This is a genomic window from Brevundimonas sp. (assembly GCF_031412435.1).
GTDB lineage: Bacteria > Pseudomonadota > Alphaproteobacteria > Caulobacterales > Caulobacteraceae > Brevundimonas.
Window position 1 is genome coordinate 13,274 of sequence record NZ_JANODA010000014.1, and the last position, 20,048, is coordinate 33,321.

General features: G+C 66.9%; 17 protein-coding genes. 7 read left to right on the forward strand and 10 right to left on the reverse strand.

Annotation, left to right across the window (positions count from 1 at the left end; genetic code table 11):
* The first annotated feature begins 45 nt into the window (after positions 1 to 45).
* Both RMO01_RS02800 and RMO01_RS02805 read left to right on the forward strand, forming a co-directional pair.
* Positions 46 to 1,002: a type II secretion system protein GspK gene (locus RMO01_RS02800; RefSeq protein WP_309627529.1), complete on the forward strand. Its 957-nt coding sequence runs from the start codon at positions 46 to 48 to the stop codon at positions 1,000 to 1,002.
* Positions 971 to 2,044 (forward strand): hypothetical protein, encoded by a 1,074-nt coding sequence (locus tag RMO01_RS02805; RefSeq protein ID WP_309627530.1) that lies wholly within the window; start codon positions 971 to 973, stop codon positions 2,042 to 2,044. The genes RMO01_RS02800 and RMO01_RS02805 overlap by 32 nt, the downstream gene beginning before the upstream one ends.
* On the opposite strand, the gene RMO01_RS02810 is transcribed toward RMO01_RS02805, so the two are convergent.
* Positions 1,992 to 2,480, reverse strand: a complete 489-nt coding sequence (locus RMO01_RS02810) for a type II secretion system protein (protein WP_309627531.1) — start codon at positions 2,478 to 2,480, stop codon at positions 1,992 to 1,994. The two genes, RMO01_RS02805 and RMO01_RS02810, sit on opposite strands and share 53 nt — an antisense overlap.
* The gene (gspG, locus tag RMO01_RS02815; protein ID WP_309627532.1) at positions 2,455 to 2,961 is read right to left on the reverse strand and encodes a type II secretion system major pseudopilin GspG; all 507 of its coding nucleotides are present in this window, start codon (positions 2,959 to 2,961) and stop codon (positions 2,455 to 2,457) included. Before gspG ends, RMO01_RS02810 begins: the two co-directional genes overlap by 26 nt.
* A 76-nt stretch (positions 2,962 to 3,037) precedes the next feature.
* Between gspG and RMO01_RS02820 the strand changes: the two genes are divergently transcribed.
* Both RMO01_RS02820 and RMO01_RS02825 read left to right on the forward strand, forming a co-directional pair.
* The gene (locus RMO01_RS02820) at positions 3,038 to 3,763 is read left to right on the forward strand and encodes a hypothetical protein (protein ID WP_309627533.1); all 726 of its coding nucleotides are present in this window, start codon (positions 3,038 to 3,040) and stop codon (positions 3,761 to 3,763) included.
* Between the two features lie 600 nt (positions 3,764 to 4,363).
* The gene (locus tag RMO01_RS02825; RefSeq protein WP_309627534.1) at positions 4,364 to 6,589 is read left to right on the forward strand and encodes a secretin N-terminal domain-containing protein; all 2,226 of its coding nucleotides are present in this window, start codon (positions 4,364 to 4,366) and stop codon (positions 6,587 to 6,589) included.
* Positions 6,590 to 6,609: 20 nt separating this feature from the next.
* Here RMO01_RS02825 and RMO01_RS02830 read toward each other — a convergent pair whose 3' ends face one another.
* The 5 genes from RMO01_RS02830 to RMO01_RS02850 all read right to left on the reverse strand — a co-directional run bounded on the left by RMO01_RS02830 (position 6,610) and on the right by RMO01_RS02850 (position 11,708).
* Entirely contained in the window at positions 6,610 to 7,023 is a 414-nt protein-coding gene (locus tag RMO01_RS02830) for a prepilin-type N-terminal cleavage/methylation domain-containing protein (RefSeq protein ID WP_309627535.1), read from the reverse strand.
* Entirely contained in the window at positions 7,020 to 8,273 is a 1,254-nt protein-coding gene (locus tag RMO01_RS02835) for a type II secretion system F family protein (RefSeq protein WP_309627536.1), read from the reverse strand. Before RMO01_RS02835 ends, RMO01_RS02830 begins: the two co-directional genes overlap by 4 nt.
* Positions 8,225 to 8,902 (reverse strand): class I SAM-dependent methyltransferase, encoded by a 678-nt coding sequence (locus tag RMO01_RS02840; RefSeq protein WP_309627537.1) that lies wholly within the window; start codon positions 8,900 to 8,902, stop codon positions 8,225 to 8,227. Before RMO01_RS02840 ends, RMO01_RS02835 begins: the two co-directional genes overlap by 49 nt.
* Entirely contained in the window at positions 8,892 to 10,685 is a 1,794-nt protein-coding gene (locus tag RMO01_RS02845; RefSeq protein ID WP_309627538.1) for an ATPase, T2SS/T4P/T4SS family, read from the reverse strand. The genes RMO01_RS02840 and RMO01_RS02845 overlap by 11 nt, the downstream gene beginning before the upstream one ends.
* A gap of 87 nt (positions 10,686 to 10,772) precedes the next feature.
* Positions 10,773 to 11,708 carry a class I SAM-dependent methyltransferase gene (locus RMO01_RS02850; RefSeq protein ID WP_309627539.1) on the reverse strand — a complete coding sequence of 312 codons (936 nt, stop codon included), beginning with the start codon at positions 11,706 to 11,708 and terminating at the stop codon, positions 10,773 to 10,775.
* 227 nt (positions 11,709 to 11,935) lie between these two features.
* Between RMO01_RS02850 and RMO01_RS02855 the strand changes: the two genes are divergently transcribed.
* Positions 11,936 to 12,625, forward strand: a complete 690-nt coding sequence (locus RMO01_RS02855) for a DUF1698 domain-containing protein (protein WP_309627540.1) — start codon at positions 11,936 to 11,938, stop codon at positions 12,623 to 12,625.
* A 51-nt stretch (positions 12,626 to 12,676) separates the two neighbouring features.
* Here RMO01_RS02855 and RMO01_RS02860 read toward each other — a convergent pair whose 3' ends face one another.
* From RMO01_RS02860 to RMO01_RS02870, 3 genes are all read right to left on the reverse strand, one after another.
* On the reverse strand, positions 12,677 to 12,937 hold the full coding sequence (locus RMO01_RS02860) for a hypothetical protein (RefSeq protein WP_309627541.1): 261 nt from the start codon (positions 12,935 to 12,937) through the stop codon (positions 12,677 to 12,679).
* A gap of 291 nt (positions 12,938 to 13,228) precedes the next feature.
* Positions 13,229 to 14,917: a hypothetical protein gene (locus tag RMO01_RS02865; protein ID WP_309627542.1), complete on the reverse strand. Its 1,689-nt coding sequence runs from the start codon at positions 14,915 to 14,917 to the stop codon at positions 13,229 to 13,231.
* A 457-nt stretch (positions 14,918 to 15,374) separates the two neighbouring features.
* The gene (locus tag RMO01_RS02870; protein WP_309627543.1) at positions 15,375 to 17,918 is read right to left on the reverse strand and encodes a glycosyltransferase; all 2,544 of its coding nucleotides are present in this window, start codon (positions 17,916 to 17,918) and stop codon (positions 15,375 to 15,377) included.
* 169 nt (positions 17,919 to 18,087) lie between these two features.
* Between RMO01_RS02870 and gmd the strand changes: the two genes are divergently transcribed.
* Together gmd and RMO01_RS02880 are read left to right on the forward strand one after the other, a co-directional pair.
* Positions 18,088 to 19,071, forward strand: a complete 984-nt coding sequence (gene gmd, locus RMO01_RS02875; RefSeq protein ID WP_309627544.1) for a GDP-mannose 4,6-dehydratase — start codon at positions 18,088 to 18,090, stop codon at positions 19,069 to 19,071.
* Complete coding sequence (locus RMO01_RS02880; RefSeq protein WP_309627545.1) at positions 19,068 to 20,042, forward strand: NAD-dependent epimerase/dehydratase family protein; 975 nt, start codon at positions 19,068 to 19,070, stop codon at positions 20,040 to 20,042. The genes gmd and RMO01_RS02880 overlap by 4 nt, the downstream gene beginning before the upstream one ends.
* The last annotated feature ends 6 nt before the right edge of the window (positions 20,043 to 20,048 follow it).

The following is a 20,048-nucleotide window of genomic DNA, read 5'->3' on the forward strand; positions in this document are numbered from 1 at the left end:
CCGGCGGTGCTGGCGGTAACCGGCGTGGTGACGCTGATCTTCCTCGTGGCGATCACCGCCCTGTCGAACCTGAACGCTGAGGCGGCATCCGCGCGCGCGCGCGTTGCCTTCCTGGAACGTGCGCTCACGGCCGAGGCACGCGTGGCCTATATCGCGCAGACCGAACCTTTCGGGCCCTTGGGTCTGCGCATCGGCAGCCTTCGGAACGTCAACGAAATCGCCGGCTTGATGCCGACGGAATCTTCCGGCCTGCCCACGGCGGACCTGCGCCTCGACGATCGACCCTATCGCATGACGGTTGGCGGCGACGAGATCATCGTCCGGCTTCAGGATCAGGCGGGAATGCTCAACCTCGCGAGGCTGGATGACGAGGGGCTCCGCCGCCTTGCCCTGACGGCGGGTGTCGCGCCCAACCAGATCCAGGGCCTGATCGCCCGGTATCGCGACTATATAGACGCCGATGATCTCAAGCAGATCAACGGCGCGGAACGCCGCGACTATGTCGCCGGGCGCCCGGCCGACCGCGCGCTGTTGACCGCCGGTGAGTTTCTTTCAGTGCTCGGCGCCCGAGAAGCGGTCGATGGACGGCGCTGGCGCGCCCTGCGTCCCGACCTGACGGTCGACTACCAGGAAATTCCGGCCAATGTGAACACGGCCACAGCACTGACCTTGCAGGTTCGCTACGGCCTGACCAGCGAGCAGGCGCGGACGGCGATCGCCGCTCGGGACAACACGACCCTGCTGTCGCTTGAGGATCTTGCCGCCGTATCCGGCGCGGCCATGCCGTTCGTCGAAGGCATCTTCGCCTATCCCTCCGGACGGATCGTCTTTACGATAGAAGATGAACGGTCACGGTGGACATATCATGGCCGGCTGGCCATTTCGCCCGGTCACCCCGACCGCCCCTTCTGGATCGATCAGACAGAGCTCACGGAACGGCAAGCCCGCGAGACCGGAACCGAAACGCCCGATGCACCTGAGTTTCCTTATCCCGAGAGTTGAGAGACTGTCGGCCGAAGGGCGGTTCGAACCGCTTCATCCGGGTGGCGCGCTGGGCCGCTTCCGTCGGCCGGTCGTGCTTCTCGACCGGAGCCTCTGCACGTTCGCCCGCCTTGAGACAGCCGCCCTTCCCAGGGGACGGCGCCGCCAGGCCGCCCGGCTGCACGCACGCCTGGGCTCCCCTTACATCATCGGCGGCGTAGCCTTGGTGAAGGCGGGAGCCGATTTCGGCATCTGGTGGTGGGATCTCGAGTCGGTGGAGCCCTATGTGGCCGAAAGATTCGGTCCGGGCGGCGCCTCGCTTCGCCCAGAAACGCTCGCGCAACCCATCGGCGACGGCTTCCGGATCGTCAGGCTCACCCACGGTTACGAGGCGCAACTCTGGCGCTTCGGAGCTTTGATCGCTTCGTCGTGGAGACTGGACCGGTTCGATCCGCAGCGGTGGCTGGCCTTCATCAGTCTGCAACGGGGCGCCGATGCTCCTGCCTCGCCGCCTGCGGCGGTCACTCTTCCGATCTCTTTTGAGGGCGAGGCATTCAGCTTCTCCACCTCGGAAATCTCTCGCGAACAGGCTGTCGCCGGCGCAGCGGGGGGATTCGCATGCGTCGCGATGGCGATCGCCGCCTTTCTTTTCGGTCAGGGCGTACAGTTGGGCGACCGGGCCGAAGCCCTCAATCTGGAGACGGTGGCGCTGCGCGCCGAAACACCCGCGGCCGCCTCCGTCCAGGCTCTGGACGCGACGCGCCGCCGGCTCGCCGACTTTCGCGCGATCGAGGAGCGCACCAATCCGTTGAGCGCGGCCGGCGCCGCAATCGGCATCGTCGCCTTTCACGATTTTTCGCCCACCGCCGTGGATGCGGAGGAAGACACGCTCCGGATCACGCTTCCCTACAGCGCGGTCGAACGCGCGGACGAACTGGTCGCCGACTTCGAGCAATCGGGCTATTTCTACGACATCGAACCCCGGACTGAGCCGTCGAGCCAGTCGCTGATTATCGAGATGAGCGTGCGAGCGGCCGCGCCGCCGTTGTCTGCAGCCGGCTGAAGCGACAGTCGGGCGTATCGCTGCGCAGGGTCATGACAATCCGGTCGTTGTTCAGCAGGTTCACGCTCGTCGGCGCGCATATCCCGCCTTCGGCGATCTCCATCGCGGGCGCGATCGTATAGCGCCACGGGTCGCGCAGTACGATGTGCCGATCACCGGCGTCCGGGTCGAGCTCCGCAGCAGGATCCACCAGGCGTAATGGCGTCTCGCTCCGGTTCGCCTCGCGACGCAGATTGGACACGTCTCGCTGAAACTCGAAGAAGACCGCATGAGCGGTCGCCTGATCCAGCATTCGCGACATGCCGGGCATAATGATCGCCGTCGCCAAGGCCATCAGCGTCAGGACGATGAGGATTTCGATCAGACTGAAGCCTGCGCGACCGCCGGCCCTGGCTCTCGCCGGCGGCGGGTCAGCGCGCCTGATCGGACGAAACATCGGCGTTGACGCCCTGGCCGCCCTCAGTCCCGTCGGCGCCGTAGCTGACGACCTTCGCGGCCGCCGATGCCTGGCCCGGGGCCCCCGTCGCTTCTGCGGGCGCCGGGACATAGACATAGGGACGTCCCCACGGATCCGCCGGCAATGCCTTGTCGAGATAGGGTCCGTACCACCCGGAAACCGCCTGCGGATCCGCTTCGATCAGAAGACCCAGTCCTTCCTGCTCGGTAGGCAGGCGTCCGATGTCCAGCCGCATCGTTTCGAGCGCGGCTTCCAGGGAGCGAATCTGCAGACGCGCCGTCTGCGTCTTGGACCGATCCAGTTGGGCGAACAGGCGCGGGCCGACGACGGCCGCGATCAGGGCGATGATCGCCAGGACGACGAGAATTTCAAGCAGGCTGAACCCGGCGCGATCTCCTTCGCGAGACCGGATTGCGACGCGTCGGGTTGCGACCCCGCGCCGGAGCGCTTTAAGGAACATGAAGACGATTGCCTTGAAAGTCTGAGCTATTCCGCATATCGGCTGGCTGATATAGCCCACCGTCTACAGGCGGTCGATGACTAAAGCGGCGCGGGGGGCGTGCGGCGAACCTGGCGGTAGGGATTTGCAGAAGTTTCTGGCTGAATTGCTATCCGCGGCTCGTGTGCGGGCGGACCAGCTTTCGGCCCGACTGCAACGCACGACAATGCGTGAACGTCTGCTGCTCGGCGGCCTGGTCATGGTCGCCCTCATCTATGCGCCGATGGCCGCGTTCGAGTGGCGCGGCGCCCGCGAAGAACTCTACATCGACGCGGTGACGGAGCGCGCCGCCGCCCGGCTGAGCCGGGATTCGGCGAGACGTGTCGCCTCAACCGCAGCGAACAGCGCGGCCCAGCGAGACATGGATGAATGGGGATTCGACGCTTCAAACGTCGCCATTGCACAAGTCCTGATCGAACGCCGTCTTCTTTCCGCAGCAACCGAAGCGGGTCTGACCAGTGTACGGATCACCGTGAACGACGAGGTCGAACAGATCGGATCTGTCAACTGGTTGGCCGGTGAAGTGCAGGCCGACCTGATGTGGAAAGGCGTCTTTGGGATGCTCGACATCCTGGGCGGATGGACGGAAGGGTTCCGCGTCACCGGATTCCACTATCAGATGCGGCCGACGTTGCCCGGGGCGGTCTATGTGCCGGGCGGGCCTCCGATCGGTTCGGTCAGGATCGGGTTCAGCTTCCCCATCATCGTCCCGAATGCCAGAACCGACGACACCGACGGTGCGACCGGGACGGGGGGCGCATGAGGCCGATTCTGTTCATCGTGCCGGCGCTACTGGCGCTCGCACTGCTGCTGGGTTGGGTGTTTCCCGGCGCGCCCGCGGACCCGCCGGCGGTCGTCCGAGGCGGCGCGAGGGTCAACGAAACCGGCCTGAATCTTCGGCCAGGCGAGAGCACGGTGGAGGCCGTTAGATTCCTGCGCACGCTGCAATCGGATCCGCTCCCCCCCCCGCCTCCCCCGCCGCCTCCCCCGCCGCCGCCGCCGCCTCCCCCACCACCGCCTCCGGATGTCGCGGTAGTCTTCCGCGCGGCCCTGAGCGCCATCGAACGGGACACGCAAACAGGCCGTTATGCAGCCCTGGTCCGGAATCCGGCCCCCGGGGGGCCTCAAATCGTCGCTATGCAGGTCGGACAGATGTTCGACGACTGGCGGATCACCGATATTTCATCAGATGCCGTCACCCTCTCGAGGGGCCGAGACCGGCGTGTCGTCCGGCTGTACGGCTGAGTTGGGGAGAGTGAACTTGTCCACCACCATGATGGATCGCAAAACGCGCGGCCTGCGCACGGCAGTATGCCTGTTGCCTCTTCTTCTCGTGGTCGGTTGCGCTGCGACCTTTCCGTCCATGTCGACGACGGTTCAGCAGCCGGATCCCGCCCAGCGCCGGACCGGAGACGACCTCGAGGTCGTGGTCGAGACAGGCGGCGGGGCGCCTTCCGGCCGGCGCGACACTCTGCGAATTCCCGGAGAGCAATCCGCCACTCCGCCCCGCCCCCCCATCACGGATGCGCAGATCGACGCGCTGATCCCGGACGGCTTGGTCGACGCCGCCCTGGCCCCTCAACCGGTGCCCCAGTTCGTCGCGACAGTGTTCGGAGCTCTGCTGGAGGTGCCCTATACGATGAGTCCGGGCGTCGCCTCGCGGCAGGAGATCATCTCGGGCGGGACCGGCGGCACGATCAACAAGCGGGATCTGTTCCGGCTGACCCAACGGGCCCTGCAACAGTACGGCATCCAGGTCTATTCGGACGGCACGTTCATCACCGTCGGGGAATCGGGCGGGTCTTCAGGCGCGGAAATCGTCCGCGGTCGCGAGGCCAACCCGAACGCCAGCCGCGTCGTGCAATTCTTCACGGTGCAGTCGATCGAGGTCGGCGCCCTTCAGGCCTTGCTCACGGACCTCTATCCCGAACTCTCGGGCGTGCGGGTCACGCCGGATCTGAACACCAACAGCCTCATCCTCTCCGGGAGCGGCCGCGACGTCGCTGCCCTCGTGCGAGCCCTGCGGGAAATCGACCAGCCGCGCTTCGCCGGCTCGGAGGTCATTCGCGTGGAACCCGTCTTCTGGTCGGCCGAGGCCCTGGCGGGGTCTCTTGAGCAGGTGCTGACGACCGAAGGCTATATCGTCAGCCGCCAGGCGGGTATCGTCCGGGCGATCACCATCCTGCCCTTCCCCAGTGCTAACCAGATCCTCGTCTTCTCGGCGGATCCGGAACTGCTATCGCGGGCGCGCTACTGGATCGATACCCTCGACCAACCCACAGCTCTGGGCGACAAGACCTCGACCTTCGTCTTCCAGGTCCGCAATACCGACGCCCGCTCGATCGCCGAACTGGCCATGGGCCAGGCGCCTACGGTGCAGACGCCCCGAACGCCCGTCGGCGTTCCCGGCACGGTGGCTGCTTCCGGCCAGCAGTCGCAGCAGGGATCTACCAATCCGGCGACGGGACAGTCGACGCCGGGCTCCACAGCCGGCGCGGCCGGCAACTCCTCGGGCCAATTCCTGGACGGACGTGTGATCTCCGATCCCACAGGGAACCGCATCCTGTTCACAGGCACAGCCAGTGATTTCGCCCAGCTTCGCGCCCTTCTCGCTACGCTGGACGTTCCTGCGCCCCAGGTGGTGATCGAGGTCATGATCGCAGAGGTGACGCTGACGGACGGCACCGATATCGGCGTCCAGTTGTTCGGGTCCGAGTCGCGCGGCGACGGCCTGCTGTCAGGCGGAACCGAGGGGCTGGGCCTCAGCGGCGAAGCCCTTGTCGCGACCTTTATAGGGCCCGACTACCGCGCCCGGCTGGCTGCGTCCGCGTCCAACACAAAGATCAATATCCTCCAGAGGCCCCAGCTGGTCACCCGCAGCGGCGGCACGGCGCGCTTCCAGGTCGGTACGGACGTGCCGATCATCACCTCCCAGCGCGCCACCGACTTCCAGTCCGGCAATGGCAACACGGATATCCTTCAAAGCGTGCAGTATCGGCAGACCGGCGTGATCCTGGAGCTGACGCCGGTCGTTTACGGCGACCGCGTCGACATCACGATCAGCCAGGAAATCTCGTCGGCCGGCGCAGCCCCGACCGGCATCTCGAGCCCCACGATCCTCAATCGGAGCCTGACCACCCAGATCTCGATAGGAGATGGATGGACGGGCGTGCTCGGCGGCCTGATCAGCAACGCCTACACCAAGTCGAACACCGGAATTCCCTTCCTGAAGGACATTCCTCTGGTCGGCTCGGTCTTCCAGACGAACTCGGTGGAGGGCGACAGAACAGAGTTGCTGATCCTCATCACTCCCCGCATCCTGCGCGGCGATGAAGATATGTCCGATCTGGCGGGGACGTATGCGCGCGACATGAACGCGGCGTTCCGGACAGGTCGCGGCTGGTCCTACACCCTGACACCCTTCAGCGTCAGTCCCACGATCCGGGGGATCGGCTTCGATCTGCCCAGCCCCGAACGGGCCTCGGAGCGACCGGCCCTGCGGCCGCGCCGGGATCCCGCTGCGGATGACGCCACGGCGCCAGCCGACATGCCCGATCCGGTCGCCGATGAGGGACCCGCCACTCGCTGAGATCAAACGCCGGCTGAGATCTAGAGGCTGGTCCAGCCCACGCGTTCGAACACCATCGGCCGAGGCGAGCGGCCGGTGCGTCGCTCGACCTCGACCGTCACGCGGAACCGCTGCACCCGGTAACGGCCGTCGCCGGACGGGAAGCCCGCGCCGCGCACGGGCTGGCCGATCATCTCGCTGGTCCAGCGTATGGTGTCGCCATCCGGCAGTTCGATCTGTCCGACCGGCTGCGCCATCGGGTTCAGGTCGCGCGTCAGCGCCAGGGCGTTCTCCTGCGCCGCGACCTGCTGCATAGCCTCGGAAGCCCGCTCCCGGCCCCGCACCATCTGGATCTGAAGTTCGAAGATGGCCGTGAGCGTCATCGCGGCGATAGTCAGGGCGACGAGCGCCTCGATCAGACTGAAGCCTGGCCGCGACCCTGCGCGCACGATCATACCACCCCTTCATAAACGCTCGACAGAGCGAGCACGAGGGACAGGGCGACGAAGCCGACCACCAGTGAAATCACCGCGATCGCCGCGGGCTCGAGCAGCGCCGTCATCCGCTTCATGCGATCGCGCAGACGGCTTTCATAGTTGTCAGCCATGAAGCCGAACATCGGCCCGATCGCGCCAGACTTTTGTCCGGCCCGCAACAGGCTCAGATCCATCGCCTCCAGGCTGGTGTGAGCCCCCAGAGACTGATCGACGGTCTGGCCCGAAAGGAGGTCGCGTTCCAGCAGCTCAAGCCCCTGACGGAAGGGTCCGATCGGCACCGCCGCCTTGGCGAGTTGCGCCGCTGACAATATCGGCACGCCATTGTTGAGCGCGAACGCCGTGAGTCGGGCCCAGGAGGCGATTTCCCGGGCCTGGATGACCGGCCCCACCACGGGCAGTCCGTGCGCGATCGTATACGCGCGCGCCTTGAACACCGGATTGGCCACGATCACGACGATCAACGCGATCAGGGCGGCAAGTCCCACTCCCACGATCGGAAGGTTGGCGTTGGCGAATTCGCCGGCCGCGAGCACCCACCGGGACATGGCGGGCACGTTGGTGCGGTCGTCCCCGATCATGGCGCCAAAGCGGGGCACCACCTGGGTGAAGATGAAGGCGACAGCCGATACGCCCGCCAGACCAAGGAAGGCCGGATAGGTCATGGCGTTGGAGAAGTCGCGGCGGAGCCGATCCTCATAGGCCATCTGCTCGGCAGCCTCTTTGAGAACCTCCGCAACACGTCCGGAGGCCTCGCCGACGCGCGACATGGCGTAGACATAGAAGGGAAACCCCTCGACGTGAGTCTCGAGCGCATGACCGAGAGAATCGCCGCGACGAAGAGAGGCGATTGCCGCCAGGAACTGGGCCCGGCCCTTCCTCGCCTGCATGCCTTGCGTCACCGTCTCCAGGGCCTCCATCAGCGACACCCCTGCCTCAAGCATGATGGCCAGCTGGCGAAGCACGAGGACGCGCTCAGCGGGCCTGAGAGCCCGGTCCTTGCCGTCCGCGCGGGTCGCCCTGACCGGACCGATCCGCAACACCGTCAGCCCGTCCCCCGTCAGCCGGCGGAGCGCGGAGGCCTCATCCCGAGCCGTGAGCGTTCCCTTCGAAACCTGGCCATCGCGGCCGACCGCCTCATAGGAAAAACCAGGGAGGTCGCTCATTGACGAATATAGGCGCAGATCCGCTGGCCGCGCGGATGGCCCCATTCGCCGATAGGCTCAAGACGCCACGGCGCTCCGTCGATCGCCCACTGCAGGTCGGAGACCCTGTAGTGGTAGGGATCCTGATAGTCGCGGGTCACGACACCGGCCGGTTCGTGGACGAGGGGCGCATAGAGATCGCGATCCGGCGGGCACTCGAAATAGGTCACGAAGAACCGGCCGCCGGACGCCATGACGGGGGCGAGCTTGTCGAGACACCGGCGCAGGTGATTCAGCGGAAGATGGGTGAACAAGGACTGGGCGATCGCCACATCCATCCGTTCACGGAGAAAGCTGAAGTCGAAATCGCCATTGGCGTCGAAATGGGCCGGCGGGCATTTGGCCCGCAAGGCGCCGTCCAGCTCCCGGCTATATCCCGCCTCGATGAGGGCGCGCGAAAGATCGATCCCGAAGTATCGCGCGGGGTCCAGCCAGGCGATCGCGCGCGCGCCGAGCCGCAGGGATCCGCACCCCACGTCCAGCAACCGATCCGACGGTTTCAGGCCCTGTGCGATCAGGAAAGCCAGCTGATGATCGCCGACCTCGTCCCACAGCCCGCCGATGATTTCGCGATGTCGGCCTTCGCGCACGCCGGTTTCGACCGCGGTGACATCATAGTAGCCGCTATGCGACATCCGCATCCTCCGCAACGGAGCCGGCGACGCGATAGACCTCGGTCAGCGCGGTCTGGCCGCGACGCGCTTTCAGGAATCCGTCGTCTCCGAAACTGAGGAAGCCGTCGGCCCGGGCCAGCTCCGTCAACTGGTCCTCGTCCGCCCGGGCCCGGACGCCAGCCAGCATCGCCGGCGAAGCGGGCGCGATCTCATACAGGCCGACGCGGCCTCTGAAGCCGCTCTGCCCGCATTTGGGACAGCCGACGGGCTCGCGCCAGGCCGGCTGTTCCTCGGCCGCCAGGCGGCGCAGATGGGTCGGTACCGCGCGCTCGTGCGCCGCGGCCTCCGTGGCCGTGGATGGGCGACTGCAATCGGGACATAGCCGGCGCACCAGTCGCTGCCCGGCCACGCCGCGAAGCACGTCCGCCAGCAAATAGTCCTCGATACCGAGATCCAGCAGACGAGGCACGGCGGCGAGAGCGGAGTTGGTGTGGACGGTCGAAATCACGAGGTGGCCGGTCAGGGCGGCCTGGACGGCGATCCGGGCGGTCTCCGGGTCCCGGATTTCGCCGACCATGATGACGTCGGGATCCTGGCGCAGGATCGAGCGCAGCCCGGCCGCGAACGTCAGCCCGATCTCTGCCCGGACCCGGACCTGGATCACGCCGGGAAGGTCCAGCTCCACCGGATCCTCCACCGTGATGATCTTGCGCTCGCCGTCGTTGAGGTGGGTCAGCAGGCGATAGATCGTCGTCGTCTTGCCCGAGCCCGTCGGCCCGGTGATCAGGAACACGCCGTTCGGCTGTTCCGCCATCTCGATCAGCGTCGCTTCCTGCCCGGCGCCGACACCCAGCTCGGCGAGCTCCGGCAGGCGGCTCGTCTTGCCCAGCAAGCGCAGCACGATCGATTCCCCCCAGGAGCAGGGCAGGGTCGAGACGCGCAGATCGACCTCCTGCCCGGAAACGCGGATGGACTGGCGGCCATCCTGCGGCAGGCGACGCTCGCCGATGTCCATGCCGCTGAGCAGCTTGATCCGGGAACACACGGCGTCGAAATTGGACCGCGGCGCCGAGCGGGCGGTGCTGAGCACGCCATCGATCCGCATACGGACGACAAAACGGTCTTCGAACGGCTCGACATGGACGTCGGACGCTCGCCGGCTCAAGGCCTCGGCAAAGATCGAGTTCACGAAATCGATAGTCGGCGCTTCCTGGGCCAGCTCGCGCAGCCGCGCGGCGTCTGCGCCTCCCACTGCGCCCGCCGGGTTCATTCCGTCGCGATGGTCCTCGCCGACGTCCTGTGTCAGGGCCTCGATCAAGGCGCGCTGGGCCAGCAGGAAGGTCACAGGTTCGCTGGTGGCCTGGCCGAGACGCTCGGCGAGCAGGGGGTCCAGCGGCTGGACCGCGGCGCACAGGATCGGACCTCGGGCTCCCTCCGGCGCGCCTTCGGGCAGCGTGGCCCGCCAGGCCACGGCCTCGCGCTCGGCCCACCAGGACAACGGCGAGCGGATTTCCGCGAGAAACTCGTTCGCCTGCTCGGGCGTGGGGCCGTCTTCGGGCGCCAGGACGCCCAGGCTCAGCTCGGTGGACAGCACCTCCAGAAGCTGGACTTCCGATACGGCGCCGAGCCGAACCAGATTGAGGCCCAGAAGGCCGCCATTCTGGCTCTGCAGCGCGAGTGCGTTGTTCAGGTCGGCCGGACGGATCAGCCCCCGGCCGATCAGCACCTCTCCGAGACGCTGGCGCATGGGTGCGAAGCGGATCGTCACCGACTCGGCAGGCTCTGGAACGGACGGCGTCGTCACGGCTCTGTCGAGGCCGGCCTCAGGCGGCAATGTGCGAAGGCGGGACATTGTCGTTGAATAGCCGGTCCGAAAGCCTTTTTCACCCGCTCATTCTTCGGTCGGGCGCGCGCCGAAGAAGGTGAACGAGCCGTACTCTCCGAGGCAGTCATCGGGCACGACATCCAGGACGACCAGTCCGGCGCGCTGCATTTCCGCCAGGACGACGGGGCGCGGCAGGCCATGCATCTCCATCTCCGGCGGCGGACTGGCGAGATAGCTGGCGGCGTCGAAGGCATAGCCTTTCATGTCGCTGGGAATCTGGAACAGGGCGACGCCCCCGGGACGCAGGTGGGCGAAGAGCTTGCGGAGCATCTGCTTCTGGATCGGGGGCGGATTGTGCTGGAGGACAATGAACGAATACAGGCAGTCCGCAGGCGGAAGGGCATCGAAATCGTCGAGGCTGCGGATCAGCACCGTGGTGACATTGGTGACGCCGATTTCCGCCATATAGGCTTCGCAGGCGGCCAGGTTGCCGGGCGAGATGTCGAGCGCGAAGACATGCTCGAAGCGACCGGCCAGATGCCGCGTGATCCGCCCTACTCCGCAACCGAGCTCGAGGCACACGCCGTGGCGCACGCCGACGCCTGCACGACTGGCGAACAGATCGACGTCCGCGGCTTCCTGCGCCCCTCCCGTCCGGAACAGCTGCAGGGCGCGGTCATCAAGGTTCGCCGTGAGAAACTCCGGCTGGCTGATGACGGAGTACATCGGCTCGGTCTCGCCGAGGGTCGTCCACTGGTCCTGGATGCGAGCCAGCATCGCCGCCAGGGTCTGCGGGTCGGTCTCGTGCTCCACGACGCCGCGCGTGACGCGATGCGACGCGCCGAGATAGGGCGACGCCCGGAGCGAAGTCGCCGCGTTTTCAAACCGGCGGCGAACCTCGTCGGAATCCCGCATGGCGGCATTCAGGTCGGTCTGGGTGGTGTAGTGGGCGACGTGATCGTCGATGACGGACTGTGACTCGGGATCGCGACCCAGGATCATCCGATAACTCTGGACGACCTCGGCTCCGGTCAACGGCCTGGGACGCGGGCGCTGGTCGCGTCCTCGGGATAGGAAAGTACGCACGCATCCTCCTGACAGGTCGGCATATCCAGCCGGGGTTCATGGCATGCCGGGGGTGGCGCGCCAACAGAATCGTGCCGCGGCGAAAGCCGAGGTTGCCTCGTTTGCTGGAGCCCGGTACTCGGGCATGAACCCTGAGTAGAGAATTGGAATTCGAGATGAACCTGGCCGAACGGATGAAGTCGCATTTCTGGTTCCACTCCATTGATCTGGGCGACGGCCTGGTCACGCCCGGCATCAAGTCCGCCGAGGTGCACGCGAAGGAGTCCGAAGCCTTTTTCGGCGACCTGGACCTGACGGGAAAGTCCGTGCTCGATATCGGCGCGTGGAACGGCGTCTATAGTTTCGAGGCCAAGAAGCGTGGCGCGCGCCGGGTGGTGGCGTCCGACGCCCCGACCTGGATGGACCCGGCGGTCAGCGGGCACGGCGCCTTCTCGTTCGCGCGCGAGGCCCTCGGGCTCGATGTGGAAGACGCGGTCATCGCCGTCGACGACATGACCCCGCAGACCTTCGGGGAGACCTTCGACGTGGTCCTGTTCCTGGGTGTCTTCTACCACCTGCAGGATCCGCTGCTGTCGCTGAAGCGGGCGGCGGCGATGAGCCACGATCAGCTGATCGTGGAGACCCATATGGACCTGGTCAGCCTCGGCGTGCCGGCCATGCGCTACTACGTCGGCGACGAGCTGAACGGCGACAGCAGCAACTACTGGGGGCCCAACCCCCTGCTGGTCGTCGAGCTGCTGAAGGCCGAAGGCTTCGGCGAGGTCGAGGTCAGCACCCCGCTTCACCCCAGCCGCGGCATCTTCAAGGCCCGGCGGACCGGTCCGCCGGCCTAGGACCTGATTGACTGACGGGCGGCGGGATCGACCCCGCCCGTCGGCGACGGATCAGTTCGACAGTTCGGGAATAAGGCTTTCGACGACCGGCCGCATGCCGGTGGTCCGCGCAGCCATGGAACGAAGGAACAGCAGGGTGTCGTTCGCCGGGCCGTCGAAGGTGAAGGTCGCCTCGTTGAAGCGGCAGTTCAGGAACTGCGGTGGCGTTCCGCCCGAATACATCATCTGGACGTCCAGGAAGTCGCAGTTGTCGAAGACGCCGCCGTCCAGCGTGACGCGGCCGCTCAGCGTTTCGTCCTTGTAGTTCGTCATCTGTCACAGCTCTCCGTTTGCGCCGTGCCCTCTTAGAGGTTCGGCCCGGACAAGGGGAGCCTTTTCGCGCCCGTCCGATCCTGTGCGCCGACGAGCCCAGGGGCGGCCACGTCCGGGCTGCGCCTCATTCATCGATCGCCCCGGCGCTCCCCGCCCCTTCGCAGTCTCACGGCGACGTGCGTCCGATCGCACACCGGCCGCCGCCCGTCGGGACATGGCGTCCGGACAAAAGAAAAGGGGAGGGCTTTCGCCCTCCCCTTCCCACTCTGGCCGAAGCCGGGGTGGCTAGTCTTAGTAACCGACCGTCTGGTTTTGCGGCAGGTTGGCCAGCGACGAACCTTCGCCGGCGACAACAGTCATTTCGGTCAGGCCGCCAGCAGCGTTGGCGATGATACGCTTCACGATGATGGAGGAGTTGCCCGAACCAGCGCCGGCAGCGGCGTTGGGGATGGTGTTGCCCGTGGCGTCGACCGTGGCGATGACCAGGCGGACGTCGGCGCGCTGGTAGTTGCCGAAGGCGGCTTCCAGGGTGGCGCTGTTGATGATCAGTTCGCCGTTGGCGTCCAGATCAGCAAGGCGGACCGAACGGCCGCTGTTGGTCACGGCAGCAGCGTTGATCGGGTTGATCAGCTGGGCGTAGACGCGGCCGCGGGTGGTGCCGCCGGCGACGCCAGCGGTGACTTCAGGCGAGATGTCCGAGATACGGATGATCGTCTGGTTGCCCGAAGCGCCGGCTTGCGTGGCCGAGGACACCCACGGGATGATGTAGGTGTAGCCGTCCGACTGCAGTTGCTCGAAGGCGCCGGTGACCGGAGCCGGGTTCACGAAGGCCGAACCCAGGAACAGTTGGGTCGTGGCGATCAGCTGGGTCGGAGCCAGTTGCACGGTTGCGCCGAGGCCGGTCGGAGCGACCGAGATGTTACGCAGGCCGTTCGGAGCCGAGGTCAGGATGTTGTGCGCCGTGTTGGTCGGAGCGGTGACCGTGGTCGTGCCCGAAACCGGAGCGAACGAAACCGAGGCCGGCAGCGGCTGGGCCGGAGCGTCGGCCAGGATGGCGTCGGCCGAGGAGAAGGCCAGGTTCGACAGCAGGCCCTGGATGGTCGTGGACTGTTGGGTCACGTCCGTCAGAGCGACGGCGGTGCCGTTCAGGTCCTTGAAGACGACCGGCGACGGAGCAGCGCCCGTGAAGCCACCGAAGGCGGCGCCGAAGCCGTTCAGGTTGCCGGCGACCGTAGCGGCGGCCAGTTGAACCTGACCGACGCGGGTGTCGGCCGTCAGGGTGGTGAAGAACGGAGCAGCGCCGCCTTCCAGGATGCGGGTGTCTTCATCGGCCGAGGTCGTGCCGGCGCCGATGTCGAGCGCGCCGTTGATGCGGGTCGCGAAGCCGACGCCGGTGTTGTTGATCAGCGGCAGGTTCGAGAAGCCCGGCTCGAAGGCCGTGCTGGTCGTCTGGTTGATGATGTTGGTGGTGGCGCGGACCTGGCCGGTGACGCGCAGCGGAGCGGCGACGGCGATCGACTGGACGGTCGCGCCGGCCGGGACGAACAGGGTGTAGGTCACGGTGTTCGAACCGGTGGTGCCACCCGACGAGCGGGTCAGGGTCGAGCCCGTGGCGCCGGCGGTGTTCACGAAGCCGACGTCAGCCGTGATGTTGGCGTTGACGGCCAGGGCGGCGTTGGTGACCGTGGCGGTCGAGACGTTCGCGTTGAAGGTCGCGCCGGTGTCGTAGGTCAGGGTGAAGTTGTAGGTACCGGCGGGAACGCCGGCGCCGTTGAAGACGACGATGGTGTCGAACTGGCCGATCGTCGAGGTGACGCCCGTGCCGAAGTTCAGTTCGCGAGCCAGCAGGTACTGACCACCGACGGTGGTGTCGGTGATGGCGCCGGCGCCGGCGCGGTACGACAGCGAGGCTGCGTTAGCGGAGCCTGCGAAGGCGATAGCGCTAACCGCAGCGGCGGCGAGCAGGAGTTGCTTCTTCATGGAGTGGTCCCCCTAAGGATCCGGATTAAAACAGGGCCAAAGTGCAGTCGAGAGGCGGTCACAGCGGACCGCGGATTGCGCCCCGTCTGCTCCTCAGACCCCTGCTACATGACCGAGGGCCGATCATCCGTCAACACCAACTTCCCGCCACCGATATGAGCCTTTTGTGACGTGGGGCGTCCGATCCACCTGTCGCGCCGATGTGCGTTTGGCGGCCAAAAGCCTGAAATGTGGGAAAAACCTTAGAATAATCAACGTTTCTGAGGCGCGCCGCCGCCCCGGTTTCGCCGCCGATGTGGCGATTTCCATTCGGTTGCAGTTCAGAAAATGGACCATGACAAAATCTGATCCAGCTTGGCCTTGAGGCTTGAGGTTGTTCAGGTTTGTGTGGTTCAGGCCACAAGTCGGGACCTGCCGCTCGCCCCCGGAGGGAACTCCGCCGCCGGAGAATCGCCGTTCAAGAAACGGGCGTCGGCGAAGGCGGAGGGGCAAGGCGGGAAAACGGCGTTCCGGGCCGGTCGAAGTGGGCGTTATAGTCCGGGTCCGTCCCGAACGTTTCGCCCCAGCGCTCCCAGACCAGGGCCGCCGACCGGCTGGACGCGACGATCCGGTCGCCGTCGCGGGTCACGCCGCGGCTGCGGGATTCATAATGATATAGAGTGGCGGCCGGCTCGTAGATCACGTCCAGGCCCTCGGCCCGGGCCTTCAGGCAGAACTCGACGTCGTTCCAGTCGATCGGCAGGTTGGCCGCATCGAAGCCCCCCAGTCGCCGGAACAGCTCATTCCGCACGGCCATGCAGGCCCCCGTCACCGCCGCCGCGCGGCGCAGCCGCGCATGACGGCCCAGATAGCCGCCGTCCGAACCTGGCGCCCCGACCCCTTCGGGCATCAGGAAGCTGTCGGGCAGCGGGCGCGAAACGAATCCCGCATGCTGGATCGCGCCGTCCGGGAAGATCAGCCGCGCGCCCACCGCGCCCACGTCCGGCCTCGCCGCCTGCCGGCACAGCCGGTCGAGCCAGTCCGGGGAGACCACCGCAGTGTCGTTATTGAGGAAGACCAGAATGTCGGCGTCGGTCTCGACCGCCGCCAGATTGTTCATCAGCGCCCAGTTGAAAGCGCCGGCGTAGGGCAGCACCCTGATGCGCCCCTCGGCCTCCAGCGCCTGCAGATAGGCGACGGTTTCGGGGTCACGGCTCTCATGGTCGACGACCAGGATCTCCATGGCCACGCTGTTGGCCGGTTCCGCCTCGAACAGACTCTCCAGGCAGGGCCGCAACAGATCGATCCGATCCTTCGTCGGAATGATCACCGCCGCGCGCAGGTCGCCGAGCGCGTCCCGGGGCTCGACCCGCACGGCGACGCCGGCGCCCAGCGCATCGTCGGTCACCCGGGCGTCCGCCGGAATGCCGAGCCGGTCGATATGGGCCTGGACGGCCGACGCCCAGGCGACGGGGTCGACCTCCGCCGGACGCTGTCGGCTGTAGAGGACCTGCGCCAGGTGTCGGACAGGCCGTTTCTGCTCCGCCAGCCGCAGCCCCGTGTGCGACGGCGTGTCCGATGACCACACCCCCTCGCCCAGCGCCGCGAGGGCGCCGGGCGTCAGCGCCATTCCGGATCCGAGGTAGGGATCCTGCCTCAGCAGGTCGAGGTCGAACGCAGGCCTCAACTGCGGCATCCGCCGGCGTCGGGCGGCATGACCCTGAGGCGCCTGGGCCCCCTGCTCCATCACATCTTCGTCCCAGTAGGCGGCGTCGGCGTCGCCCAGCATCGACCGGATGATCGCCAGAGCGTCCGGCGCCAGGACGCCGCGCCCATCCAGGCGAACCACGCAGGCCGCGCCGGACGGGGCTCCGTGCTCAGCCGCCGCTGCGGGGGCCAGGACGCGAACCTCGCGTCCCGACCGCCATTCGGTTCGCCGCGCCAGATCCTCGATCATGGCGCCTTCGCCGATCAGAACGGCGGACCAGTTGGGCTCGGTCTGGCTGACCAGACTGTCGAGCACATCATCCAGCCAGGGCGCGGGCAGGCCGCGCGCATCGAGAACGACCAGCACCGGTTCGGATCCATCAGGGATGGCTGCGCTCGCTGCGCGGGGCAGTTCCCGCCGCCGATAAGTCTCGCGCCAATCCCCGTAGGCGTCGAGATCGAAGGCCAGGTCCGCCTGAACCGCCGGCAGGGCCGCCTCGATCCGGCCGAGCGCCTGCCGGACGCCCGCGAGTTCGGCGAGCAGGGCGGCATGGGCCGTGAGCGGCGCCGATTGGGCCGACAGGGTGATGCCGTCGATGCGAACGCCGGTCCGGGCCTCATGGACCTCCACCCGCACCGCGCGCGCCGACGCCAGAAGACGGTCGTCCAGCACGAGCTGGAAACCGCACAGGCCGGAGCCCCCGAATCGTTCCTGGACTTCACGCCTGAATATGGAGGACGACCCCAGCGCGACGACACGGCCATCGACCCGCGCCTCCACCGTCAACGGCGCATCGCCGCCGCCCGGGGCGACGACCCAGCCGCTCAACCCCTCGACGGTCCGCCGTTCGACCCGGCCCTCAACCCGCGCGAAGCTGGCCAGGGCGGCAAGGACGCCGCGACGTCGCGCGGCCAGCCCGGCCTCGGTCTGCGAAGCCCACAGGGGATCGGAGAACAGGACCTCATAGGCCAGGTGCCAGGACGCCGCCGCTCCCGCCAGCGCCGCGCGACCTTCGGCGCTCAAGGGCAGGGCCTCGGCCGCCCAGGCCAGCAGATCCTCGCCCGGCGCCTGGTCGAGAAGTCCGCCGGTCAGGCGGCGTCCCGTCTCGAGCGGTTCCAGGATGTTCGTCGCATGCTCGGCGGTTGCGAAGAAGGTGCTGACCAGCATCGCCCGGTCATGACCCATCATGCCCCGCATGACTTCAGGCGACTCGGGATGACGGCCCAGGCTGAGCGCGTACAGGTTGTAGACGTCGGCGTCCGTCGTCAGCGAAGGATCGACGCCGGCGGCGTCCCGCGCTGCTTCTTCGGACATGTTCGCCTCATGATCAAACCTTCAGCTTGAGCCCTAGAGCGATCGCGAAAGGAGGGAAAGGCCGACTATGGTCCTCTGACGCTTGTTTCCTGTGAGAGACGCTGAGATAAACCGCAGCGCTCGCTCCGAGGGGACGCTGGCGGCTTGCCCAGGGAAGACGGAACCAACAATGTCAGCTAAATGCGCGGTCGTGACCGGTATCACGGGCCAGGACGGAGCCTATCTGGCTGCCTTGCTGCTCGAAAAAGGCTATCGCGTCGTCGGCGTCGTGCGCCGCTCCAGCCACTCTGGCGTGGCCACCCACCGTCTGGACTGGCTCGGCATCACAGATGATGTGGAACTGGTCGACGGCGACCTGCTCGACCTCGGCGGCCTGTGCCGCACCTTCCAGGAGGTCAAGCCTGACGAGGTCTACAACCTCGCCGCCCAGTCCTTCGTCAAGACCTCGTGGCACCAACCGACCCTGACCGCACAGGTCACGGGCATCGGCGCGGTCAATGTGCTCGAGGCGGTCCGCCTGCAGGCGCCGGAAGCCCGCTTCTATCAAGCCTCGTCGTCCGAGATGTACGGCCTGATCCAGGAGCCCGAACAAAGCGAATCGACGCCCTTCTATCCCCGCTCGCCCTATGCCGCGGCCAAGCTGTTCGGCCACTGGATGACGGTGAACTACCGCGAGAGCTTCGGCCTCTTCGCGTCGTCCGGCATCCTGTTCAATCACGAGTCGCCGCTGCGCGGCCTGGAGTTCGTGACCCGAAAGGTCACCGACGGCGCCGCCCGGATAAAGCTGGGTCAGGCCAAGACCCTCGCGATGGGCAATATGGACGCCAAGCGGGACTGGGGTCACGCCAAGGACTACGTCCGCGCCATGTGGCTGATGCTGCAGCAGGAGGTCGCCGACGATTATGTCGTGGCTACGGGACGCACATCGACCGTCCGCGAGATGGTCCGGATCGCCTTCGAACACGTCGGCCTGAACCCTGAGGATCACATCGTCATCGACCCGCAATTCATGCGTCCGGCCGAGGTCGACGTGCTGCTCGGCGACCCGACCAAGGCCAGGAACGCCCTGGGCTGGGAGGCCACGATCACGATGGAAGAGATGATCCGCGAGATGGTGGACGCCGACCTGAAACGGCGCCGCGACGCGCGGTGACCGGTCACAGCGACCGGGTTCTGGTCACAGGCGCCTCCGGCTTCGTCGGACGCCACCTGATCAGACGCCTGACCGACACCCTGCCGGACGCGACACTGCTGGCCGTAGGCGGCCCGAATGAGGACGGCGTCGGGCTGGACTTGCTCGACGCCGCAGCAGTCCAGACCCTGGTGCGGGATTTCGCTCCCACGGCGGTGGTTCATCTGGCCGCGGCCTCATCGGTGGCCCAGACAGCAGACGCCCCGCTGACGGCCTGGGACGTCAATGTCATCGGGCTGCGCAATCTCGCGGTCGCGCTGCTGCGGCTTCCGTCGCCCGTTCGGCTCGTTTTCCCGTCCAGCGCCGAGGTCTACGGCCGCGCCTTCCTTGACGGGCCGTGCGGCGAGGATACGCCACCCCAGCCTGCCTCCGGCTATGGACGCACCAAGCTGGCGGGCGAGTTCCTGTTGCGCGATCTGGCCGGACCCGGTCTGCAGGTCGTGGCGTTGCGTCTGTTCAATCACACCGGTCCCGGCCAGGACACGCGGTTCGTGGTTCCCGGGTTCGCCGACCAGATCGCCCGGCTGGAGCAACTGCCCGGCGGCGGAGCCATCCGCGTGGGCAATCTCGACGCCCAGCGCGATTTCACCCACGTCGCGGACATCATCGACGCTTATCTGGCCGTGCTTCAGGCGCCGACGGGCGGATCGCCCTTCGCTCTCTATAATGTGGGCAGCGGAGCGCCGCGATCGATCCGGTCTGTTCTGGATGCCCTGCTGGCGCTGACTTCCGGAGACATCACGGCGGAGATCGACCCCGATCGCCTTCGTCCGTCTGAAATTCCTGTTGCACAAGGGCTTTTTTCCCGCTTCGCGACCGACTATGGCTGGCGTCCGACGCATCCCTTCGAGACGGCCCTGGCGGCGGTTCTCGACGATCGGCGGGCCCGGCTCTGCTGGAGCCTGGCGCAGGGGGGGGACGAAGCAAGATGAGCAACG